At 59.6% G+C, this 23,598-nt stretch carries 21 protein-coding genes; 5 read left to right on the top strand and 16 right to left on the bottom strand.

What is annotated here, in order from left to right:
* Positions 1-9: 9 nt before the first annotated feature.
* From fabF to PG887_RS16085, 9 genes are all read right to left on the bottom strand, one after another.
* Positions 10-1,251, bottom strand: a complete 1,242-nt coding sequence (gene fabF / locus PG887_RS16125) for a beta-ketoacyl-ACP synthase II (RefSeq protein ID WP_270822271.1) — start codon at positions 1,249-1,251, stop codon at positions 10-12.
* An 81-nt stretch (positions 1,252-1,332) separates the two neighbouring features.
* A complete protein-coding gene (gene acpP / locus PG887_RS16120) occupies positions 1,333-1,569 on the bottom strand; it encodes an acyl carrier protein (RefSeq protein ID WP_005300909.1) in 237 nt (78 codons plus the stop codon).
* A gap of 157 nt (positions 1,570-1,726) precedes the next feature.
* The gene (fabG, locus tag PG887_RS16115) at positions 1,727-2,461 is read right to left on the bottom strand and encodes a 3-oxoacyl-ACP reductase FabG (RefSeq protein WP_041215166.1); all 735 of its coding nucleotides are present in this window, start codon (positions 2,459-2,461) and stop codon (positions 1,727-1,729) included.
* A gap of 13 nt (positions 2,462-2,474) precedes the next feature.
* Entirely contained in the window at positions 2,475-3,410 is a 936-nt protein-coding gene (fabD, locus tag PG887_RS16110) for an ACP S-malonyltransferase (RefSeq protein ID WP_270822268.1), read from the bottom strand.
* Between the two features lie 66 nt (positions 3,411-3,476).
* Complete coding sequence (locus tag PG887_RS16105; RefSeq protein ID WP_039041171.1) at positions 3,477-4,436, bottom strand: beta-ketoacyl-ACP synthase III; 960 nt, start codon at positions 4,434-4,436, stop codon at positions 3,477-3,479.
* A gap of 6 nt (positions 4,437-4,442) precedes the next feature.
* Positions 4,443-5,462 carry a phosphate acyltransferase PlsX gene (gene plsX / locus PG887_RS16100; protein WP_201889991.1) on the bottom strand — a complete coding sequence of 340 codons (1,020 nt, stop codon included), beginning with the start codon at positions 5,460-5,462 and terminating at the stop codon, positions 4,443-4,445.
* Between the two features lie 9 nt (positions 5,463-5,471).
* The gene (gene rpmF, locus PG887_RS16095) at positions 5,472-5,639 is read right to left on the bottom strand and encodes a 50S ribosomal protein L32 (RefSeq protein ID WP_005300935.1); all 168 of its coding nucleotides are present in this window, start codon (positions 5,637-5,639) and stop codon (positions 5,472-5,474) included.
* A 20-nt stretch (positions 5,640-5,659) separates the two neighbouring features.
* Positions 5,660-6,181 (bottom strand): 23S rRNA accumulation protein YceD, encoded by a 522-nt coding sequence (gene yceD / locus PG887_RS16090; protein ID WP_029314532.1) that lies wholly within the window; start codon positions 6,179-6,181, stop codon positions 5,660-5,662.
* Between the two features lie 196 nt (positions 6,182-6,377).
* Positions 6,378-6,941 (bottom strand): START domain-containing protein, encoded by a 564-nt coding sequence (locus PG887_RS16085; RefSeq protein ID WP_406568685.1) that lies wholly within the window; start codon positions 6,939-6,941, stop codon positions 6,378-6,380.
* Positions 6,942-7,191: 250 nt separating this feature from the next.
* Here PG887_RS16085 and PG887_RS16080 point away from each other — a divergent pair, with 250 nt between their 5' ends.
* On the top strand, positions 7,192-7,773 hold the full coding sequence (locus PG887_RS16080) for a Maf family protein (RefSeq protein ID WP_041215169.1): 582 nt from the start codon (positions 7,192-7,194) through the stop codon (positions 7,771-7,773).
* Between the two features lie 52 nt (positions 7,774-7,825).
* Here the strand turns inward: PG887_RS16080 and rluC are convergent, their stop codons facing one another.
* Entirely contained in the window at positions 7,826-8,770 is a 945-nt protein-coding gene (gene rluC / locus PG887_RS16075) for a 23S rRNA pseudouridine(955/2504/2580) synthase RluC (RefSeq protein ID WP_201889990.1), read from the bottom strand.
* Between the two features lie 414 nt (positions 8,771-9,184).
* On the opposite strand from rluC, the gene rne reads away from it, so the two are divergent.
* Entirely contained in the window at positions 9,185-12,310 is a 3,126-nt protein-coding gene (gene rne, locus PG887_RS16070; protein ID WP_270822265.1) for a ribonuclease E, read from the top strand.
* A gap of 645 nt (positions 12,311-12,955) precedes the next feature.
* Here the strand turns inward: rne and PG887_RS16065 are convergent.
* From PG887_RS16065 to apbC, 4 genes are all read right to left on the bottom strand, one after another.
* The gene (locus PG887_RS16065) at positions 12,956-14,428 is read right to left on the bottom strand and encodes an inorganic phosphate transporter (RefSeq protein WP_041211421.1); all 1,473 of its coding nucleotides are present in this window, start codon (positions 14,426-14,428) and stop codon (positions 12,956-12,958) included.
* 320 nt (positions 14,429-14,748) lie between these two features.
* Entirely contained in the window at positions 14,749-15,330 is a 582-nt protein-coding gene (gene dcd / locus PG887_RS16060; protein ID WP_010674732.1) for a dCTP deaminase, read from the bottom strand.
* A 63-nt stretch (positions 15,331-15,393) separates the two neighbouring features.
* Complete coding sequence (gene udk / locus PG887_RS16055; protein ID WP_010674731.1) at positions 15,394-16,038, bottom strand: uridine kinase; 645 nt, start codon at positions 16,036-16,038, stop codon at positions 15,394-15,396.
* Positions 16,039-16,146: 108 nt separating this feature from the next.
* Complete coding sequence (apbC, locus tag PG887_RS16050) at positions 16,147-17,229, bottom strand: iron-sulfur cluster carrier protein ApbC (RefSeq protein ID WP_270822264.1); 1,083 nt, start codon at positions 17,227-17,229, stop codon at positions 16,147-16,149.
* Positions 17,230-17,414: 185 nt separating this feature from the next.
* Between apbC and metG the strand changes: the two genes are divergently transcribed.
* Positions 17,415-19,448, top strand: a complete 2,034-nt coding sequence (gene metG, locus PG887_RS16045; protein WP_270822261.1) for a methionine--tRNA ligase — start codon at positions 17,415-17,417, stop codon at positions 19,446-19,448.
* A 71-nt stretch (positions 19,449-19,519) separates the two neighbouring features.
* Here metG and PG887_RS16040 read toward each other — a convergent pair whose 3' ends face one another.
* The gene (locus tag PG887_RS16040; RefSeq protein ID WP_103260119.1) at positions 19,520-20,254 is read right to left on the bottom strand and encodes a CHAD domain-containing protein; all 735 of its coding nucleotides are present in this window, start codon (positions 20,252-20,254) and stop codon (positions 19,520-19,522) included.
* A gap of 12 nt (positions 20,255-20,266) precedes the next feature.
* Entirely contained in the window at positions 20,267-20,539 is a 273-nt protein-coding gene (locus PG887_RS16035; protein WP_010674727.1) for an acylphosphatase, read from the bottom strand.
* 85 nt (positions 20,540-20,624) lie between these two features.
* Here PG887_RS16035 and PG887_RS16030 point away from each other — a divergent pair, with 85 nt between their 5' ends.
* Both PG887_RS16030 and PG887_RS16025 read left to right on the top strand, forming a co-directional pair.
* Positions 20,625-22,055, top strand: a complete 1,431-nt coding sequence (locus tag PG887_RS16030; RefSeq protein WP_010674726.1) for a methyl-accepting chemotaxis protein — start codon at positions 20,625-20,627, stop codon at positions 22,053-22,055.
* Positions 22,056-22,238: 183 nt separating this feature from the next.
* Entirely contained in the window at positions 22,239-23,432 is a 1,194-nt protein-coding gene (locus tag PG887_RS16025) for a class I SAM-dependent methyltransferase (RefSeq protein WP_270822257.1), read from the top strand.
* The last annotated feature ends 166 nt before the right edge of the window (positions 23,433-23,598 follow it).

Genomic DNA, 23,598 nt, shown 5'->3' with positions numbered 1-23,598 from the left:
CAAAGCGAATTATACGCGTTTGAAGATCAGGGAGCCATTGGTGCCGCCAAAACCGAAGGAATTGGAGAGGGCATATTCGAAGCTGCCGGCCTTGGCAACGTGCGGCACCAGATCCAGGTCGCACTCATCATCCGGGTTGTCCAGGTTGATGGTGGGAGGCACCATCTGGTCACGCAGAGAGAGCACGGTGATGATCGCCTCGATGGCGCCAGCCGCACCCAACAGGTGGCCTGTCATGGACTTGGTGGAGCTGACCATCAGGGCGCTGACATGTTCACCAAACACCTTCTTCATGCCGCGCAGCTCTGCCACATCCCCAAGGGGGGTGGAGGTACCGTGGGCATTGATGTAACCGATCTGCTCGGGTGCAATGCCAGCATCCTTGATGGCGTTCTTCATGGCGCGTGCGCCACCATCGCCGTCCGAGGGAGGGGCCGTCATGTGATAGGCATCCCCGCTCATGCCAAAGCCGACCAGCTCGGCATAGATCTTGGCGCCGCGAGCCTTGGCATGTTCATACTCTTCCAGCACCAGTACGCCGGCACCGTCGCCCAGCACGAAACCGTCGCGATCCTTGTCCCAGGGGCGGCTCGCCTTCTGTGGTTCGTCATTGCGGGTGGAGAGCGCCTTGGCAGCGGCAAAGCCGCCCATGCCCATGGGGGTGGAGGCTTTCTCGGCACCACCGGCGACCATCACGTCCGCATCGCCATAGGCGATCATCCGGCCAGCCATGCCGATGGCATGGGTACCCGTGGTACAGGCGGTTGTCACGGCGATGTTCGGGCCCTGCATGCCTTTCATGATGGAAAGATGACCGGACACCATATTGATGATGGTGGACGGAACGAAGAAAGGGCTCAGTTTGCGGGGGCCGCCATTGATGAGGCTGCTGTGGTTCTGCTCAATCAGACCCAGACCGCCGATACCAGAGCCGATGGCAACGCCTACCCGCTCCGCGTTCTCTTCGTTGATGATCAGGCCGGAATCTTCCAGGGCCTGAACACCCGCCGCCACGCCATACTGGATGAAGAGATCCATCTTGCGGGCTTCTTTGCGGTTGATGCCGAACTCTTCGGGGTCGAAATCCTTGACCAGGCCTGCGAAACGGGTTGCGAACTCGCTTGCATCAAAGTGGTCGATGAGGGAAATGCCGCTCTGCCCGTTGAGCAGGGCTTGCCAGCTGGATTCGGCAGTGTTGCCTACCGGGGAAAGCATCCCCAAGCCGGTCACCACGACTCTGCGTTTTGACACTGAGGTAGTCTCCGAGAGGTGTTTTGAAAGGGGTAAACATAAAAGAAGCGGCCCTTGGGCCGCTTCTTTCAGAACAGGAACTTATTCCTGATTAGCGGTGATGTAGTCGATAGCCGCTTGAACAGTGGTGATCTTCTCGGCTTCTTCATCAGGAATTTCGGTATCGAATTCTTCTTCCAGCGCCATTACCAGTTCAACGGTATCCAAAGAGTCAGCGCCCAGGTCGTCGACGAAGGAGGCAGCGTTCTTCACGTCTTCTTCTTTAACACCCAGTTGTTCGATGATGATTTTCTTTACGCGTTCTTCGATGTTGCTCATGACCTGAATTTTCCTTTAAAAATACGCTATTGCGTCTGGTTGGGGTAGTGTATTCAATTGACGTGAGTTTGCAAGTGACTTGCCGCTGGTCAAACCACGAAATTCGCCAAACTTCGGCGTATTATCGCAAATTTGAACAGAACTCACGAAAAATTGATTACACCATGTACATCCCGCCATTAACATGCAGGGTTTCGCCGGTAATATAGGCGGCATCATCCGATGCCAAGAATACCACAGCGGCAGCAATTTCTTTCGGATCGCCCAAACGGGCGGCAGGCACCTGATTCATGATGCCGGCGCGCTGCTCTTCATTGAGCGCCTTGGTCATGTCGGTCTCGATGAAACCGGGAGCAACCGCATTCACCGTGATGCCACGGGATGCCACTTCACGGGCCAGCGACTTGGTAAAGCCAACCAGACCAGCCTTGGCAGCAGCATAGTTGACCTGACCGGCGTTGCCCATGGTGCCGACCACGGAACCGATGCTGATGATGCGACCGTTGCGCTTCTTCATCATGGCACGCAATACCGGCTTGCTCAGACGGTACAGGGAGGTGAGATTGGTGTCGATGATCTCGTTCCACTCGTCATCCTTCATCCGCATCAGCAGGTTGTCGCGGGTGATGCCGGCGTTGTTGATCAGGATGTCGATGTCGCCAAAACGCGCCTTGATGGCGGCGAAGACGGTTTCGATAGATTCCTGACTGGTCACGTTCAGTGCCATGCCGCAGCCTTGCTCACCCAGGTAAGCAGTGATCGCTTCGGCACCGCTCTCGCTGGTCGCGGTACCCACGACTTTGGCGCCACGAGCAGCAAACGTCTCCGCAATCGCACGACCAATGCCACGGCTGGCGCCAGTGACCAACACAACCTTATCGGTAAAACTCATGACTTGCTCCTGTTTACTTGATCTGGGCCAGCGCCTGCTCGAACGAGGCGACGTCGTTGGCGTGAATACCTTCCACTCGCGCATCGATACGCTTGGCCAGGCCGGTCAACACCTTGCCCGGGCCCATCTCGATTTCGAGGGTTACACCGTCGTTTGCCATGCGCTCTACCGTTTCAGTCCAGCGAACCGGGCTGAACAGCTGACGCACCAGGGCTTGCTTGATGGCGGCAGGATCCTGCTCACAAGAGACGTCGACATTATTGATGACGGCGATGGCAGGAACCTTGATCTCGATCCCATCCAGGGCGGCGGCCAGCTTTTCTGCGGCCGGTTTCATCAGGGCGCAGTGGGAGGGTACGGAGACCGGCAGCGGCAGAGCACGCTTGGCACCTGACTCTTTCATCAGCACGTTGGCACGCTCGACCGCCTCTTTGTGGCCGGCGATGACCACCTGGCCCGGAGAGTTGAAGTTGACCGGAGAGACCACCTGCCCCTGGGCCGCTTTCTCACAGTTGGCAGCGATGCTTTCGTTGTCCAGACCGATGATGGCAGCCATGGCGCCAGTGCCTTCCGGTACGGCTTCCTGCATGGCCAGACCACGCAGCTCGACCAGTTTGACGGCATCGGCAAACGCCAGCGCGCCGCTGCACACCAGAGCGGAGTATTCCCCCAGGCTGTGGCCGGCCATCACGACGGGGGTTGCCCCCCCCTGTTGCTGCCACAGGCGCCACAGCGCGACGGAGGCGGTCAGCAGTGCGGGCTGGGTGCGCCAGGTCTTGTTCAGATCCTCGGCCGGCCCTTCCATGACCAGGGCAAACAGGTCATAACCCAGCACCTGGCTCGCCTCGGCGAAGGTCTCTTTAATCACGGCGTGTTGCTCGGCCAGCTCGGCCAGCATGCCGACGCTCTGGGAGCCTTGTCCCGGGAAGGCAATGGCAAATCGGGTCATCATTGATTCCTTTAAGGTAAGACGAATTCGGTAAGCGGGCGCCCGAGGACCGGGCACCGCTCGGTATCAGAGGCGAACCAGCGCAGAGCCCCAGGCAAAACCGCCGCCGAAGGCTTCCAGCAGGACCAGCTGGCCTGGTTTGATGCGACCATCACGCACCCCTTCATCAAAGGCGATGGGCACGGAGGCGGCAGAGGTGTTGCCGTGCTTGTCGAGGGTCAGCACTACCTTGTCCAGCCCCATGCCAAGCTTCTTGGCGGTGGCGCTGATGATGCGGAAGTTGGCCTGATGAGGCACCAGCCAGTCCAGCTCGCTCGGCGCGATGCCGGCGGCGGCCAGGGTCTCGGTGACGATCTCGCTCAAACGGGTGACCGCTACCTTGAACACATCGTTGCCCTTCATGTACATGTAGGCTTCAAGCTCGGCCCCCGGCATGCCGCGGCGCGGCTGCGGCAGCTTGAGCAGATCGCCGTAACGGCCATCCGCATGCAGATGGGTGGAGAGAATGCCCGGCGTTTCGCTGGCACCGATGACCACGGCCCCTGCCCCATCCCCGAACAGGATGATGGTGCCGCGATCCTCGGGATCGCACATGCGTGACAGCACGTCCGCACCGACAACCAGCACGTGGCGAGCAGCGCCGGATTTGACGAACTGATCAGCGATTGCGAGAGCATATGTAAAGCCGGCACAGGCGGCGGCTACGTCAAAGGCCGGGATCCCCGGTACGTCAAGCAGCCCCTGCAGTTCACAGGCAGCAGCTGGGAAGGCATTCTCTGCGCTGGTGGTGGCCAGCACTATCATGTCCAGATCGGCGGCAGTCAGACCTGCCGCATCAAGCGCACGCAAGGCCGCCTGATGAGAAAGGGTCGCGACGGTTTCGTCGGCTCCGGCGATACGGCGTTCACGGATCCCGGTGCGTTCCACGATCCATTCGTCACTGGTTTCAACCATCTGTTCAAGATCGGCGTTGGTACGAACCGAACTCGGCAGATAACTGCCAGTACCCAGAATTTTGCTATGCATAGAGTTTTATAAATCCCTGTCGGAAAAGACAGATTCAAGGCGATCTGCAATTTGCAATGGAAGTTGATGTCTGGCTTCTTGTGCAGCCAGCAGAATCGCATGACACAGAGCGCGGCGCTCGGCCCGCCCATGGCTTTTTACCACAATGCCGCGCAATCCTAACAGACTCGCGCCATTATACTGGTCGGGGTTCAGGTAAGAGAAACGCCGTTTGAACATAAATCCGGCGAGTCGACCAAGAAAACTGCGTTTTTTGCGCGGATATCCGGCCAGTTCGGCCATCATCCGCACCACCCCCTCCGCGGTCTTGAGCGCCACGTTGCCCACGAAACCGTCGCAGACGATCACGTCGCACTCGCCGCTGAAGATCCTGTCACCCTCGATAAAACCGACAAAATTCAGGGCGGAGCATTGGCGCAGCAACTCGGCGCTGTGGCGCACCAGGTCGTTGCCCTTGATCTCCTCCTCCCCCACGTTGAGCAGTGCCACTCTGGGTGAAGGTATCCCCTCGACCTTCTCTGCAACCACAGCGCCCATCACGGCAAATTGCAGCAAGGTGTCGGCATCACAGCTCACGTTCGCACCCAGATCCAGCATCACGGTCCGTTTTCCACCCAATGTGGGCAGCGCCTTGATGAGGGCTGGCCGGTCAACACCGGGCAAGGATTTGAGCACGCACTTGGCCATGGCCATCAAGGCACCGGTGTTGCCGGCACTGACACAGGCATCGGCAGCGCCGATCTTGACCAGATCTAGGGTCACGCGCATGGAGGAGTCTTTCAGGGTACGCAGCGCCACGATAGGCTTTTCGCCCATGCCCACGACCTGGGAGGCATGCACGAGACGAACGCGAGGGTGGTTGAGCAGGCCATGTTGCTGCAGAAGAGGGGCAGTCTGGTGTTGATCACCGACCAGAACAAGTTTTAGCTGGGGTAGAAGAGACAGTGCCTGCACGGCGGCAGGCACTGTTTCCGAGGGGCCGATATCTCCCCCCATTATGTCTAGCGCGACAGTTTGCGTAGACAAAGGCAATCCTTAAGCGATTACCTTTTTACCGCGGTAGAAACCATCGGCAGTCACGTGGTGACGACGATGAATTTCGCCACTGGTCTGATCAACAGTCAGGGCAGCGGTGGTCAGCGCATCGTGGGAACGACGCATGCCACGCTTGGCGCGGGTTTTACGGTTCTGTTGTACGGCCATGGTAGGCTAACTCCTAAAATTCACTTACGTTTGAGCGCTTCAAGAACTGCAAAGGGATTCGGCCGCTCATCAGCAGGTTCGATTTCACCCCAGGTCATCTCCATGTTTCCTCTGGGACACACATCCACCGGATGCATGGCTACCTGAGGCAACGAGAGGATGAGTTCATCCTCCAGGATTTGATGAAGATCTATCTCGCCGTTTTCGTCCAATTCAATGGGCTCATAAGCTTCCGGCAGTTCTTCCTCGTTTGTTCTTTCGAACAGCGGAGTGTAAATAAAACTAGCTTCACAAAGGTGTTCAAATGTCTCACCACAACGCTGGCAAACCAGGTCGACCTTGGCATGGGCAGTGCCTTTCATAACGGTCAACTTCTGGACATCTTTGCCAAAGTGCAGTGTGACATCCACATCACTTCGCAAGCCTTCGGTTGATTCCTCCAGCCTGGGCATCTGCGACTTTTCCACTATCCCGACATAATCGAGTAGCTTCAAGGCATTACGGACTGGATCAACCTTAACGGGCAACTTCACCTTTTGCATAGGGCGCGAATATTATAGGTCCAACAAGGGATAGTCAAAGGAAAAAGTCCTTACCGCCGATGATTTTACCTTCACAGGCCCCTGCAAGAGGAACTTGTGCTCATCGGTGGCCGATTATGCCATATCGTGCAGGATCTGGCACAGGATCCTGTTCCCCTCCCCTGTCTGCCCACCGGATGTGCTCCTTGGTGTCTCATCAGGTGGCAGAACAGCGCGGGTCGCTCCCCAGCAGGCCTGGTGTCGCAGCCACTCTGGGCTCGGCTTCCATCAGTCGGCGTATGGCTTTGAAACTGCCCACGGCAGCCTTGATGGCAATGGGATTGACCAGCCAGCCCGGCAAGTTGTTGCCCGGGTTGGTATAGGTTTCGAGCCGAACGAGTGTGCTGCCATCCCGTTGGGGGAGCGCCTCCCACCGTCCGGCGCTTTCCTGGATCCGGAACAGCCCTGCATGCAATGGCAGGGCATTCGGCTCTGCCCACACCTCGAGAGTCAGGCCGCAATCGATGCGTCGACTCAGATGGGAGCGGGTGATGAGCTCCCTGTCTTGCACCGGCCAGGGAGATGCCAGGCGGGTATAGACCAGATCATCGTCGGGACCCGATCTGGCCAGCACCCTGACTTCACGGCTCTGGGGCAACCACTCTTCATGGCGCGCCGTGTTCCGCAGCACCGTGATCAGCGCGCCAGGATCGGCATTCACCCGCATCTCCAGACGTAAGGCCTGAAAAGAGGTCGGAGGATGTGGCTGGGTCCAAAGCATCACCCCTTCATCCCCCTGGCGAAGTTGCCATGTCCCTGCCCAGCTGGCGAAGGAGATCAGTGCCATGACCAAGGCCGCATATCGTGTCATCACGCTCAATTCCGATCTCTTGTGTTTGTGCTGTGGTTTCCTCAGCATGCATGCTTCCCGCTAATTAGGCGAGTCCCGCTCGTAGACATCTCCTGTTTGCGTGGCCCCATCTGCACAGATAGAATCAACCAATTGATTTATAAATGGATATCATCAAAACATGCAGCCTTCCTTGATCCTCGCGTCCACCTCGTCCTACCGCAAGACCTTGCTGGAAAAACTCGGTCAGCCATTTCACTGTGCTGCGCCTCAAGTCGATGAGACGGCGCGACACGGGGAGACCGCAGAAGCTCTGGTCAGCAGATTGGCGTTTGCCAAGGCGAATGCCGTTGCCGCTGACCGTGATCAAGGATTGATCATCGGTTCAGATCAGGTGTGCGTCTGTGACGGGCAGATCCTCGGCAAACCCGGCACGGTGGAGAAGGCGGTCGAGCAGTTGCTGCGGGCACAAGGCAAGCGCGTCATCTTTTACACCGGGCTCTGTGTGATCAATGCTGCGAATGGCCATGCCGAGCAGCTCGTCGAGCCTTTCACCGTGCATTTTCGCTCGCTCGACGAAGCCGCCATCCGTCGCTATGTGGAGGCCGAACGTCCTCTGGATTGTGCCGGCAGCTTCAAATGCGAGGGAATGGGCATCGTCTTGTTCAAGGCGCTGGAGGGGCGCGATCCCAACGCCCTTGTCGGTCTTCCCCTGATAGGCTTGGTTGATCTCCTGGGTCGCCACGGCCTGGCTCTGCCATAACAAGAACTCTGCCATGAAAAACGGGAGCCTTGGCTCCCGTTTTTCATGGCTGTCAGCGTGGCAGCTTGGCGAGGAACGCCTCAAGCTCCGGTGACAATGGCGCTTCCACCTGCATCTCCCGCTCATCTACCGGATGAGTAAAGGTGAGCTTCCAGGCGTGCAGGAACAGACGCTTTAGCCCCTGCCCCCGCATTTTTTCATCAAACCCGGCCTCACCATATTTGTCATCGCAGGCGATGGGATGGCCGGCGTGCTGGGTGTGGACACGGATCTGGTGGGTACGGCCAGTGATGGGGCTGCACTCGACCAGAGTGGCTTCGGCAAATTGACGGGCAATCCGGAACCGGGTCTCGGAGGGTTTGCCATCGCTGCTGACCCGCACCACCCGCTCGCCGGATTGCAGATCATTTTTGCGAAGTGGCGCATTGACCACCTTGACGTGGGGTTGCCACTGGCCGCGCACCAGCGCCAGATACTGCTTGCGCATGGTCTTGACCCGCAGCTGCTCGTGCAGGCTGCGCAGGGCACTGCGCTTCTTGGCAACCAGCAGCACGCCGGAGGTGTCGCGATCCAGCCGGTGCACCAGTTCGAGGAAACGGGCTTCGGGGCGCAGGGCACGCAGCCCTTCGATGACACCAAAGCTGAGGCCGCTGCCGCCGTGCACTGCCATGCCGGACGGCTTGTTGAGCACTATCATGGCATCGTCTTCAAACAGGATCTGGCTCTCCAGACGCTGGATGCTGCCGAGGTTGGCAGAAGGCAACTCATTCTTCTCGGCCACACGCACGGGGGGCACCCGCACCTCGTCACCGGCACAAAGCTTGTATTCCGGTTTGATGCGCTTCTTGTTGACCCGCACCTCCCCTTTTCGAAGGATGCGATAAATCAGGCTCTTGGGGACGCCCTTTAACTGAGTCTTGAGAAAATTGTCGATGCGCTGCCCGTCATGCTCAGCTTCGATGGTGAGCAGCTGCACTTGTTGATGTATCTGTGTCATGGCGCGGATTTTAACACCGCTGACAGCCCTTGGCTCCATGCTTTGTTAAAAAATGGCGTCTTGCTATAAAAGTGGTTTAAATGGGATAATAAACAAGGTTTTGTCATTGTGTTCAAGCCTTGTACTAAGTGGCCAAAATGTATGCCACCCAATCCCGAAACACCGTGTATACAAGAACATGACGGTTCCCGGGTGCGAGGTACAACGCATGGAGAACACAAACAGAACCGACGTAAATTGTCTCCACATCGGTATCCTTAATTCACGCCCTCTCGAGAAGGCTGAACCAGAGTGCCCTTAGTTTGCGCCTCATGCATACCCCAACCGGGAGGTTGCCCCAGCATGCTGAAGACCCGAGGCCGGCGCCGGCAGGACCCAGTGGAGGAATCAAAATGACAAAATAATGAGAACTCAATGAAAAGAATGCTAATCAACGCGACTCAGGAAGAGGAGTTGCGCGTAGCGCTGGTTGACGGACAACAGCTCTACGATTTGGATATTGAAAGTCCGGGACACGAGCAGAAAAAAGCGAACATTTACAAGGGCAAAATCACCCGAGTAGAACCCAGTCTCGAAGCTGCTTTTGTTGACTATGGCGCCGAACGCCACGGTTTCCTGCCGTTAAAGGAAATCGCCCGCAATTACTTCCCCTCCGGTTACTCCTATCAGGGTCGTCCCAACATCAAAGAAGTGGTCCGCGAAGGCCAGGAAGTGATTGTCCAGATCGACAAGGAAGAGCGTGGTACCAAGGGCGCAGCCCTGACCACCTTCATCAGTCTGGCTGGCAGCTACTTGGTGCTGATGCCGAACAACCCCCGTGCCGGCGGCATCTCCCGTCGCATCGAGGGTGACGAGCGGACCGAGCTGAAGGAAGCCCTGAGCGGACTGACCGTACCGGACGGCATGGGCCTCATCGTGCGCACTGCCGGTGTGGGCAAGTCCCCGGAAGAGCTGGAGTGGGATCTGAACGTTCTGCTCAATCACTGGGACTCCATCCACAAGGCGTCACAACAACGTTCCGCTCCGGTGCTCATTCACCAGGAAAGCAACGTCATCGTGCGCGCCATCCGTGACTATCTGCGTCGCGATGTGGGCGAGATCCTGATCGACAACCCGGTCATCTTCGAGCGCGCCAAGTCGCATATCGAGCTGGTCCGTCCCGATTTCCTCAATCGCGTGAAGCTGTACAAGGGCGATGTCGCTCTGTTCAACCACTTCCAGATCGAGAGCCAGATCGAATCGGCCTTCCAGCGCGAAGTGCGCCTGCCCTCCGGCGGCAGCATCGTCATCGACCCGACCGAAGCACTGACCTCCATTGATATCAACTCCTCCCGCGCCACCAAGGGCGGCGATATCGAAGAGACCGCCCTGCAGACCAACCTGGAAGCGGCCGACGAGATTGCCCGTCAATTGCGCCTGCGTGACCTGGGTGGCCTGATTGTCATCGACTTCATCGACATGACCCCGGTTCGCCATCAGCGCGAAGTGGAAAACCGTCTGCGTGAAGCGGTGCATCAGGATCGTGCCCGTATCCAGCTGGGCCGTATCTCCCGTTTCGGTCTGCTGGAGATGTCTCGCCAGCGTCTGCGTCCCTCCCTCAACGAGTCCAGCAGCCATATCTGCCCCCGTTGCCAGGGTCAGGGGGTCATCCGTGACAACGAATCCCTCGCCCTGTCCATCCTGCGTCTCATCGAAGAAGAGGCCATGAAGGACAACACCGAGCAGGTGCATGCCCAGGTGCCAGTCGATGTGGCCGCCTATCTGCTCAACGAGAAGCGTACCTCCATCGCCAATCTGGAACAGCGCAATGATGTGCGTGTCTACATCATTCCGAACCAGCATCTGGAAACCCCGCACTACGAAGTGACCCGCATCCGTCAGAACGAGATCCCGGAAGCGGCCAGCTACGAGCTCAAAACCGAAATTGCCAAGCCGGTCTATCAGCCGCGCCAGGCTCAGGTAGTCGAGCGTGAACAACCGCTGCTGCAAGGGTTTGCCCCGGCTCCTCAGCCGGTTGCGCCCGCCGCCCCGGCTCCTGTTGCGACTCCCGCTCCGGTTGCAGAACAAGTCGGCTTCTTTGGCAAGCTGGCCAAGGCCTTCTCCGGCCTGTTCGGTGCCTCCTCCGATGCGGCTCCGGCCGAGGTGAAGGCGCCTGCCGACAAACCGGCCGCCCAGCGCGAAGCTCGCAAGGATGACGGGCACCGTCACCAGCGCGATGAATCCCGCAGCCGTGGTCAACGTGGCCGTCGTGACGACAACCGCGGCAGTCGCAATGCCGAGGCCGGCGAGAAGCGTGAAGGCGCAGCCAGCCGCGAGAGCAGTGATCGCAATCGTCGCCCGCGCAAAGATCGTGAGCCTCGTCAAGAGCGGGAACCCCGTGGTGACGTGCGCACCGAACAGCGCATGGAGCGTGAGCCTCGCGAACCCCGCCAGGAGCGCGAACCTCGTGCCCCGCGTCCGGCTCGTGAACCTCGCGCCCCCCGCGAACCCCGTGCCGAGGTGATCGTCGAGGCGGTTGATACCGTTGATACTGCGGTCGCCAGCGCTGAACCGCGTCAGGAAAAAGAGCAGAAAGTTGCCGAGCGCCGCGAACGTCGCCAACTGCGCAAGCAGATCCGTGTCGATGTCGCCGCGACCGACACCCCTGCCCTGCCGACTGACGAGCAAATCACCGATGTCGCCGACGTGCAAGCCGCCGCTGAGCAGCAAGAAGAGCAAGGCGAAGGTCAGCGTCGTTCCCGCCGAACCCCGCGCAATCAGCGCATCGAAGGGCAACGTCGCAAGCGCATCAACGAAGAGGCTCGTGGCCAGCGTGAAGACGAAGCACAAGGTGAAGTGCAGCTGACTACCGCGGCCCAGGCCGATGCGGCTCAGGTGAAGGTGGAAGAACCGGTTGTGCCTGTCATCACCATTCCGAGCGCAGAAGCGGTTGCAGCAGCCCTGCAGGCCTCCGCCGCTCTGACCGAGCACGTGGTGGCTGAAGCCGTTGCTGAGGAAGCGGCAGAGCAAGCACTGGCAGCCCAGGCAGTGGACGCGCCCTCCACTGACGAAGTTGAACAGGCTGCGCAAGCAGACGCTGAACCCGCCGCCGAAGTGGCAGTTGTCGAACCCGAGATGGTCGAACCTATCGTCGACACCGCCTCTCATGACGAACCTGTAGCCTTGATCGACGCTGTCGAGCAGACCCAGCAAGTGGAGGCCATCCCAGAAGAGGTTGCACCGGTTGCTGAAGCGGCACCTGTCGTGATCGCTGAGGAGACGGCCACCGCCGAGGCGAAGGTCGTCGAGATGCCGGCTGCAGTGGTGCAAACCGAGCCAGCAACCAGCCCCGAAGTGAAGGTCAGCAAGGGTGCCGGTGTATTGGCCCGTGCCCGCAAGGCTTATGCCCCCATGGCAACGCCGGCTGCGGCTCCTGCCCCGACACCCCGTGAACCCGTGGAGTACGCTCCCCTGGTACGCAGCGAAGTCGTGACCTCCGGTCGCCACGGTGGCAGCACCGCTGCCAGCAACGTGGCAACCAGCCCGGCCGGTCGCCCCTGAGCAGACTCGTTAGTCTGAATAAAGAGCCACACATTGTGTGGCTCTTTTTTTGTCTCTTTTTTGGGGCTGACATCGCCTTGCTCTCCCCCCCTGCCCGTTCGATATCCGCCGCTTTCCCGATGTTCAGCGACCACACACACTCAGTCCAAGCAAGACGTGAATAACACATCAGACAGAGGATTCATCTCTGTCAAAGCGTCACGACATGCTCTGCTTTGTCGACAGGGTTCGTGCATTGATAGCATATGAAGCCATTGGCAAACAGTCTGGCAGCCCCTTTTGGTTGCTCTGTCGGTGTATTCGTGGTGGCTGAGACAACGCAGGTTGAACGGGAATGCCAGACATAGGGCAACCTGTGGCACTCTTCACCCTCATCATTTTTAGTGAGCATTGAACGCCCTCCCTTCAGCTTCACGTGCAAGGGGCGGCTCGTAACAAGGCGTCGCACAGGCAGGTTCCCCTCACTGTGCACAACGAGTGGTTCAGGGATGTAGAGAAGCCAAAGAGGTGATAGATAATGTCATTCAACTTCTTGTCTGATGGCATACAGCTATCACTCATTGAACTATTGCCGCATGACGTGACATTCACCAGGCAACAAAAAAGGGCCCGAAGGCCCTTGTTTCATTTCCAATGACTGTCGTCTTACCCGCCAAAGAGATGGTTGTTCAGCAGGAAGAGACCGCCGGAGAGCAGCATGGTGAGCGGCAATGTCAGCACCCAGGCCAGCAGAATGGTCTTGATGGTCTGGCTCTGCAGGCCGGACTTGTTGGCCACCATGGTCCCCGCCACCGCGGAGGAGAGAATGTGGGTGGTGGACACCGGCATCCCGGTCAGACTCGCAATCCCGATGGACGCGGCGGCCGTGATCTGGGCTGCAATGCCCTGGCTGTAGGTCATGCCGGAGGAACCGATCTTCTCCCCTACCGTGTAGACGATACGACGCCAGCCCACCATGGTGCCGCAACCGAGCGCCAGGGCGATGGACACGATGACCCAGGTCGGCGCATATTCGGCCGTGGCGGTCAGATCCTTGCGCCATTTGGCGAGATCGGTCAGCTCCTTGGCCGGCAGTGGCAACTTGGAGACCTTGCGGGCAGTGTCGTCGATGCACAGCAGCAGACGACGCACCTCGCGGCGATCCACCAGGTTCATCTCCTCGTAGGTGCGCACCTGGCCCAGACGCTTGTCGAGGGTCGCCATGGCCTGCAGGGCCTCCCCTGCCGCACAGTGACTCATCAGCTCTTCTTGGGCTTTGGCAGGCACACTGAAGTTCACCAGATGGGAAACCTGTTCCTGGTTACGCTGGTAGATCTCCATGATGCGCTGGTTGGCATCCTGGGTTCTGTCCAGATCATAGGAGCGGCTGTTCATGTCCAGCGCAAAATAAGCAGGCGCCATGCAGATCAGCACCAGCATCACCAGACCGATGCCTTTCTGGCCATCGTTGGAGCCGTGCACGAAGCTCACCCCCATTGCGGAGCAAATCAGAGTGACACGGGCCCAGAATGGTGGATGCTTCTTGCCGTCCACCAGCAGGCGCTCTTCCGGGGTCTTGTGGATCTTGCTGCCAAGCCATACGCGCTTCATGGCGAACAGCAGCAGGGCGGCAATGATGAAGCCCACGGTGGGAGAGATGATGAGAGAGAGCATGATGTCGATGGCTTTGCCGACGTTGATACCCTCTTTCAGGGGTTGATGGCTGATCAGGGCATAGGCGCCGCCTACCCCCAGGATGGAACCGATCAGGGTGTGGGAGCTGGATGCCGGAATGCCGAAGTACCAGGTTCCCAGGTTCCAGACGATGGCCGAGAACAGCAGGGAGAACACCATGATCAGACCCTGGGTAGAGTCCATGCCAAGCAGCAGATCGATGGGCAGCAGGTGAACGATGGCATAGGCCACCCCCAACCCACCCAGCATGACACCGGCGAAATTGAACAGACCGGAAGCCACCACCGCCATATGAGCCGGCATCGCCTTGGTATAGATAACCGTTGCTACCGCGTTGGCGGTATCGTGAAAGCCGTTGATGAATTCATAGGCCAGCACAAAAAAAACGGCCAATACCAAACCGATTGACCACCACAAACCCAAACCACTAAACATTTCAAACATAAAAACGAACCTGTTTATGAGTTGCGGCGGATTATGCCAGAAGGCTCGATGCGCCATACCCGTTGTTGAAATATTTCAGCAAAAAAAAAAAAGGGCATTCCGTCAGAAAATGTCTTAGGGCCTGTAGGAACGGGGCTTGTCGAGGATTAATTTAAGTCCATTCCATTGCTGTGGATAGGCGCCAATCAAAGCCGAAGCATAGCTCGATGTCCCGAAAAAGGCCGCTTTTCAACCCACTCGGCACGTCCGTTTCCTTTTGCCAGATATAAAAGAGGGTGCCTTGGCACCCTCCTCCATAGACAAGCCGCACGGTGCGGGGATCAATCCTGGTTGATCCGGCTGGCCACAGCCCCTTGCTGACTCTTGTATTTGGCATTTTCCCGTTTGTTGTACGGGCGAGCCGCGGTACCTGACAGCATCTCGAAGTTCAGAGCACCGATCTTCATCTTGGGACGCAGGGCCAGAGGCAACTTGCCGCCGTTGTAAAACTCCAGCACGATGCGACCGGACCAGCCCGGATCGATGCGGTGGGCGGTGACGTGCACCATGAGGCCCAGGCGCGCCAGGGATGAGCGACCATCCAGCCAGCCGACAATATCGGCGGGCAAGGTAACCGATTCATAGGTCACCGCCAGCGCCAGCTGACCCGGGTGCAGATAGAAGGCTTCACCGTCCGGCACGTGGATCTCCTCGCTCATCACCCGCTCGATGGCATCGGCCATCTCGGCACTGGTACCGCCAAGGTCGATGTAAGGCGCGGTATGATCGCGAAACACCCGAAACTCGTTGCCCAGCAGCACATCGACGCTGACGCCGCTGATCCGCTCAACACCGGGCCGCGGCTCGATGACGATCTTGCCTTCATCCAGGTGCCGTTCGATATCGGTATCACAAAGACGCATTCTGCGACTCTCCTGACAAAAGATTCATTAAAAAAAGCCGGGCATCACCCGGCTTGTTTTCTCTCAACCAATCAACATATGGCGGATACGCGCCTTGAGCATGTCGATGGCGATGCGGTTCTTGCCGCCACGGGGCACGATCACGTCGGCATACTGCTTGGACGGGTCGATGAACTGCATGAACATGGGACGCACAGTCTTCTGATACTGCTTGAGCACGGAGTCCATGGTACGACCGCGCTCCTGCACATCGCGCACCAGACGGCGCAGCAAACAGATGTCGAGCGGGGTATCCATGAAGATGGAGGCGTCCATCAGTTCGCGCAGGCGGCTGTCAGTCAACAGCAGTATCCCTTCGAGGATGATGACACGGCGCGGTGCAAAGGTAGTGACCTCGGTCATGCGCGTGTGCTCGGTATAGGAATACTGGGGGATGTTGACCGCCTCCCCTTGCGTCAGCTGGGTCAGATGCTGCACCAGCAGATCGTGATCCAGGGCATTGGGGTGGTCATAGTTGGTCTTGACCCGCTCTTCCATGGTCAGGTGGGTCTGATCACGGTAGTAGCAATCCTCGGTGATCACACCAATCTGACCCGCTCCCAGCTCGGCCACCAGCTCTTCATAGATGGTTTGGGCGATAAGACTCTTGCCGGACGCGGATGCACCAGCAATACCGATGATCACGCAGGAATGTTGAGTATCAGACATTGAAAATACCTAAAGAGAAGAGCACTGGGGATTGTTTAAACCGATCCATTATATGAAAAAGGGGTGGCCATGCCCACCCCAAATCCGTCCCCCTTGGCCGAACGCCGATTATTCGTCCAGCGCCACCGTGTAGAGCGGGGTCGCAATCGGTTTTGCGCTGAAATAGAGCTCGGCCCCTACCCGGCGAGCCAGTTTCAGGTAAGTCTGTGACAGCTCGCCATCCGGCGCACCGAACACGGTGGGGCAGCCGTCATCCATGTGCTGGCGAATGTCGATATGCAGCGGCAACTGACCAAGCAGCGCCACGTGATACTGCTCCGCCATCTTCTGGCCACCGCCGGTACCGAACAACGGCTCGTGATGCCCGCAGGCACTGCAGACGTGGTAACTCATGTTCTCGACAATGCCAAGCACAGGCACATTGACCTTGTTGAACATGGCAATCCCCTTGCGGGCATCTGCCAGCGCCACATCCTGGGGCGTCGTGACGATCACCGCCGCCGTGGTGGGCACCTGCTGGGCCAGCGTCAGCTGGATATCGCCGGTGCCCGGGGGCATGTCCACCACCAGGTAGTCCACCTCGCCCCAGCGGGTCTCGTGCAGGATCTGCCCGAGTGCCTTGCTCGCCATGGGACCGCGCCAGATGGTGGCATCCTGCTCGGCCACCAGATAACCGATGCTGTTGCTCTTGATGCCGCAGGCCATCACCGGCTCCATCAACTTGCCATCAAAGCTGACAGGGCGCTCCTTGAGGGTCCCCGTCATGGTCGGGATGGAGGGGCCATAGATGTCCGCATCCAGCAGGGCCACCCGCGCCCCCTCTTTTTGCAGCGCCAGCGCCAGGTTGACCGCGGTAGTGGACTTGCCCACCCCTCCCTTGCCGGAGGCAACCACCAGGATATTGCGGATCCCCTGCACCGCCGCCAGTTGCTGCGCGCGGGGCATGCTGGCCACGTCTATCTCCCCCGTCCAGTCGATGCGGGTCGCGCCGGTTGCGCTGCGCAGCCGGGCATCGAACTCCTCTTTGATCTGTTCAAACAGGGACTGGCCGGCAAAGGGCAGCACCAGCGTGATGGCCAGGGTCTGTTCGTGCCGCTCGACGGCACGCACAAAACCGGCCGCGACCAGATCCTTGCCCCATCCTGCCGGTTTAAATTCGGCCAGGATCTGTTTTACTGAATAAATCACCATTAACTCCCCATTATGTTGTCGTTATGCTGAGGTGAACGGTTACCGCACATAAATCAGTGGCTTGCCGACGTCATCGTGATGCCGCCAGTCAGGGCACCGGGGGCCACAACCCTAGGCAGGCCGCCCCCAATTCGGGTAACATGCACGGCACTGTATCATCCCAACAGGCACATAAAGAACGTATTATGGCAACTGATCCTCGTAGAATGCTGGTAACCTGCGCCCTCCCCTATGCCAACGGCTCCATCCATCTCGGCCACATGCTGGAACACATCCAGGCCGATATCTGGGTTCGTTATCAGCGAATGCGTGGCCATCAGGTGCATTTCGTCTGTGCCGACGATGCCCACGGTACGCCCATCATGCTCAAGGCTCAGCAGATGGGGATCTCGCCGGAAGAGATGATTGCCGCCGTCTCCCAGGAGCACCAGGGGGATTTTGCCGGTTTCAACATCAGCTTCGACAACTACCACTCCACCCACAGCGACGAGAACCGCGAGCTGGCGGGCGTGATCTATGGCCGTCTCAAAGAGTCCGGCAAAATCAAGATCCGCACCATCTCTCAACTGTTCGATCCGGAAAAATCCATGTTCCTGCCGGATCGCTTCGTCAAGGGCACCTGTCCCAAGTGCAAGTCCCCCGATCAGTACGGTGACAACTGCGACGCTTGCGGCGCGACCTACAGCCCGACCGAGCTGATTGATCCGAAATCCGCCGTCTCCGGTGCGACCCCGGTGATGAAGGACTCCGAGCACTTCTTCTTCGACCTGCCCCAGTTCGAAGCCTGGCTCTCTGACTGGGTACGCGGCTCCGGCGCCATCCAGGAAGAGATGGCCAACAAGATGCAAGAGTGGTTCGAAAGCGGCCTGCAACAGTGGGACATCACCCGTGACGCCCCCTACTTCGGCTTCGAAATTCCCGGTGCCCCCGGCAAGTACTTCTATGTCTGGCTGGACGCCCCCATCGGCTACATGGCGTCGTTCAAGAACCTGTGCAACAAGCGCGGCGACATCGACTTCGACAGCTACTGGAAAGCGGACTCCGACGCAGAGCTCTATCACTTCATCGGCAAGGACATCGCCTACTTCCACTGCCTGTTCTGGCCGGCCATGCTGGAAGGCGCGAACTTCCGCAAGCCGACCAAGGTCAACGTGCACGGTTATGTGACCGTCAACGGCGCCAAGATGTCCAAGTCCAAGGGCACCTTCATCAAGGCGTCCACCTATCTCAAGCACCTGGATCCGGAGTGCCTGCGTTACTACTACGCCGCCAAGCTCAACAGCCGCATCGACGATCTGGACTTGAACCTCGAAGACTTCGTCTCCCGCGTCAACGCCGATGTGGTCAACAAGCTGGTCAACCTGGCCTCTCGCAACGCCGGCTTTATCGCCAAGCGTTTTGACGGCAAGCTGGCCGCCACCTGCGCCGAGCCCGCACTCTACGCCGAGTTTGCCAACGCCAGCGCCAGCATCGCCGAAGCCTATGAAGCGCGCGAATTCAGCCGCGCCATCCGCGAGATCATGGCCCTGGCCGACAAGGCCAACCGCTATGTGGACGACAAGGCTCCCTGGGTCATCGCCAAGCAGGAAGGGGCGGATGCCGAACTGCAAGCCGTCTGCTCCGTCGGCATCAACCTGTTCCGCGTGCTGATGGCCTACTTGAAGCCCGTCATGCCGCAGCTGGCCGAGCGCGCCGAAGCCTTCCTTGGCGAAACCCTGACCTGGGACGGCATCGCCGCCCCTCTGGTCGACCACGGCGTCGCTCCCTTCAAGGCGCTCTTCTCCCGCATCGAGTCCGCCAAGGTGGATGCCATGGTGGAAGCGTCCAAGGAAGATCTCGCCAAGGAGCAGAGCAAGAAGCCGGCAGGCCCCCTGGTGGACGATCCCATCAGCGAGACCATCACCTACGACGACTTTGCCAAGATTGACCTGCGGGTGGCGCTGATCAAGAAAGCCGAAGCGGTGCCGGAAGCCGAGAAGCTGCTGAAGTTGCAACTGGATATCGGCGGCGAAACCCGTCAGGTCTTTGCCGGTATCAAGTCCGCCTACAACCCGGAAGATCTGGAAGGCAAGCTGACCGTGATGGTGGCCAACCTGGCCCCGCGCAAGATGCGCTTTGGTATGTCCGAAGGCATGGTGCTGGCGGCAGGTCCGGGTGGCAAGGATCTCTGGATCCTCGAGCCCCAGGAAGGTGCCCAGCCGGGCATGCGCGTGAAGTAATACGCCCCTTCCCGGACAGTCCCAATGAAAAGAGAGGCCAATGGCCTCTCTTTTTTTATCTTGTGGGGTGCTTACTGCCCGCTCTGCAGCAATGCCATGCGAAGGCCGACCAGCTCCGCCTGATGGCAATCCAGTTGCAGTAGTTGGCAGCGTATCTCTGTTTTCAGGGCTCGCCGTTGCTGGCCCCGCCCCGTTTCGCCCCCAAGGCGTCTGAGCCATTGGCGCCTGTCCTGCAATTGCCCAAGCCGCTCCTGCCAGCTCACCAGCATGGACAACCAGGCCGGATCCCCTCCCCCCTGTGCCGTCAGCAGCTCCATCCCGTAGCGCGCCTGTTTCAGCACCAGACGCAGCCGGTGCCAGCACCGAAGTTTCGCCCTGATGCCCACAGGAAGGGAGGTGGTCTTCGCCAGTGCATCCGACAGTGACAGCGCCAGATGCAGCTGAAACAGCGGCAAGAGATCGACACCGACGGGTATCTCTTCCAGTCGGGCCAGCCAACGGGCCAGCGGGCCGGTCAACAGGGGGACCCGTGGCAAGCGGTTCTGCCGAAGCGAGCCACCATGATGTTGCGCATAGACCTGGGCATCGCGCAGGGCGGAGAGCGTGCCGACGGCACGGGTCAATCGCCGCTCCAGCTCGGGCTCATGAATGAGGGGTCGCCACAGGGCGAGCAGCGCCAGCAGGCGGCGGGCCGCTATCCGGTAGGCATGCACCTCTTCCATCCCCTTGTGCTGGCGCAGTGCCAGGGTCGCCCCCCGATATTGCCCAACGAGCCGGTTGGCCTGCGCAATCCCGCTCTCCCCCATGAACCCTCCCGGCTAGTTGGTATGAAAACCGGTTCCGGTGGGTGGCAACGCCTGGGTGCACTCCATTCGGGTGACGGTGGCGGTTCGGGGCCCGTGCTCAAGCCAGCCCAGCATCATCTGTACCTTCTGTTCGGGACCGGCAATCAGGATCTCCACCGAGCCATCTTCCAGGTTGTAGGCATGCCCCCGAAGCCCCAGTTGCAGCGCCCGCTCCCGGGTGAAGTAGCGAAACCCCACCCCCTGAACCTGACCCCACACCCGCACGACAAACGATTGCTCTCCCATTTATCACACCTTTCCCTTAAGTAATTTTTCCCCGGGGCGATAATGAGCGCGACACTCTCTTCCCCTTGCAGGACGCAATACCATTATGAAAGAAGTAAAGTTTCGGTGGGTTGACCGTTATCTCATTCACCTCACGATCAGCGAGAAATTTCTTATCACCTTCTGGTGCCCCCTGGTGTTCATCGCCTTCCTCACCTGGTATCTGCTGGCCGACGGCCATGATCAGGCGATGCAGCTCAGAGTGGATCAGCTAAAAGGGCGGGTCGAGACCACGGCCCAGCTGGTGAGCCAGCAGCCGACCCTTACCCTGCCCGCGGATCTCGTGCTGACGCCTGGCGCCGCCACCGGCCTTAGCCAGCAGGGAGACATCTATCGCTATGGCGCCAGCGCAGGTCAGGCGGGCGTCGTCTCCGGCACCCTGGATACGAGTCACTACGCCCTCTGGGATGGCCAGGGCACTACCCTGACCATCATCGCGGTGCTGGCCGCCCTGCTGGCCCTCATCACCCACTATCTGATGACCTTTGTCTCGGGGGCGCTCTACTCCACCAACAAGGCATTGCAGACGGTGGCGAACGGCGATCTCACCTTCCGGCTCAACTTCTTCCCGGTACGGGACGAGTTCTCCATTCTGGCGGGCAGCATCGACACCTTCACCGACCGCCAGCACAAGATAGTGCAACTGGTGGAAGAGTCCGCCGATGCCCTTACCCTGGCCGCAGACGAATTTCGCGAGCATGCCAGCGACGGCGAGCAGCTTGCCCGCGCCCAGCGCCAGCACATGGACTCCCTGGCCGCCGCCATGGAGCAGATGTCCGCCGCCATCCGGGAAGTGGCCCGCAACGCCAATGACACCCTGCTGCAAACCCGCCAGTCCAGCGACGAGGCGACTCACGGGGCACAGCGGGTGGCACGCACCATCACCGCCATCCGCACCCTGGCAGACGAGATTGGCAATGCCTCGGGCGCGGTCGAGCGGCTGACTCACAACGCCAATCGCATCAACGAAGTGGTCAACGTCATCAACGCCATCTCCCAGCAAACCAACCTGCTGGCCCTCAACGCCGCCATCGAGGCGGCCCGCGCCGGTGAACAGGGACGCGGCTTTGCGGTGGTGGCCGACGAGGTGCGCACCCTCGCCAGCCGCACCCAGCAGGCGACCGTGGAGATCCAGCAGATGATCGAGGAGCTCCAGGCCGGTACCGGGGCGCTGAACGACATCATGGAGAAGACGGTAGGGCGCGCGGCCGACAGCCAGCAGCTCATCACCGAAGTGGGCATGGACATCGAGCGGCTCAGCAACCACAGCGATGCGGTCCTGGAGATGAGCACCCAGATCGCCACCTCCAGCGAAGAGCAGAGTTCGGTGGCCGAGGAGATCACCCGCAACCTCGACAAGGTGCGCCACGAGGCAAGCCGGGTGGAGGAGTCCGCCAGCGCGGCGGTCGCCGGCACCACCGGCCTCAAGGGAACCGCCAGCGAACTCGGTCAGGCGCTCACCGGCCTGCGGATCTGACCACTCCGGCAGGCCATCGTCCAGATGGCCTGCCATGTCTGGGCCAGGCGCTGGAGACGCGCGAAACAGCCCGTTCGACCCTGACCGCGTGTGGATGCACGGATCCCGGTAGACGCGGCTTGCGTGCCTACCCTCACAGCCCCTACTATATGCCCCCTTCTTTTCTACCATCGGCAACTACCCATGAGCGCTTCCATCTATCTCGTCAAAGGCCGCGAAAAATCCCTGCTGCGTCGCCACCCCTGGATCTTCTCCAAGGGTATTGAGCGGGTGCAGGGCAACCCCGTTGACGGCGATACCGTCGAGATCTTCACCCATGACGGCAAATGGCTCGCCCGTGGCGCCTGGTCCGGCAGCTCCCAGATCCGTGCCCGGGTCTGGTCCTTCGACAAGGATGAGAACGTCGATCTCGACTTCTTCATCCGTCGCCTCAAATATGCACAGGAGTCCCGTGACGGGCTCATCAAGCGTCAGGGCCTCACCGGCTATCGCCTCTGCGCCGCCGAATCCGACGGTCTGCCGGGTCTGACCATCGACCGCTACGCCGACTTCCTGGTGTGCCAAATTCTCTCTGCCGGTGCCGAGTTCCAGCGTGAGCTGATCACGCAAGCGCTGCGTACCCTCTACCCCGAGTGCAGCATCTATGAGCGCTCCGACGTGGCCGTGCGCAAGAAGGAAGGGCTGAAGGAGCGCACCGGCGTCATCCATGGCGAGACCCCGACCGACCCCGTGGTGATCGAGGAGAATGGCGGCGTCAAGATCCTGGTCGATATTCGTAACGGTCACAAGACGGGTTTCTATCTGGATCAGCGGGACAACCGCCAGGCTGCCGCCAAGTACACTGAAGGCAAGCGGGTGCTCAACTGCTTCTGCTACACCGGCGGTTTCGGGGTCTATGCCCTCCAGGGCGGTGCCAAGGAGGTAGTCAACGTCGATCTCTCCCAGAATGCGCTGGACATCGCCCGCCAGAACGCCGAACTGAACGGTCTCGATACCAGCAACACCCAGTTCGTGCGTCACGACGTCTTCAAGCTCTTGCGCGAATATCGCGAGAAGGGCGAGAAGTTCGACGTCATCGTGCTGGATCCCCCCAAGTTTGCCGAGAGCAAGGCCCAGCTGCTGGGTGCCTGCCGCGGCTACAAGGACATCAACATGCTGGCGTTCCAGCTGCTGGCACCGGGTGGCGTGCTGCTGACCTACTCCTGCTCCGGCCTGATGGAGCAGAGCCTGTTCCAGAAAATCGTCGCCGATGCGGCCCTCGATGCCGGCCGCGACGCCCAGATCCTAGAGCTCCTGTCCCAGGCATCCGATCACCCCATCGGTACCGCCTATCCGGAAGGCTTCTACCTCAAGGGGCTGGTGGTGCGCGCCCGCTAAGCCGAGCAGACCAGCGCTGCCCCCCTTATCCCCGGTTCCAGATCCGGGCCAGGCTGGGTTCTGCTAGTCATCAAAAAGCCCGCGATCAAAGCGCAATGCTGTTCACTTAAGCGGAGCCGCATTGCGATTTACCGGAAAACGGGTCTTTGATATCTTCACCGCCCTG

The organism is Aeromonas sp. QDB14, assembly GCF_027707845.1.
In the GTDB taxonomy this organism is placed as follows: Bacteria; Pseudomonadota; Gammaproteobacteria; order Enterobacterales; family Aeromonadaceae; genus Aeromonas; species Aeromonas caviae.
Note: the sequence above shows the minus strand (reverse complement) of the source record. Positions and strands in the feature narration are given on the sequence as shown.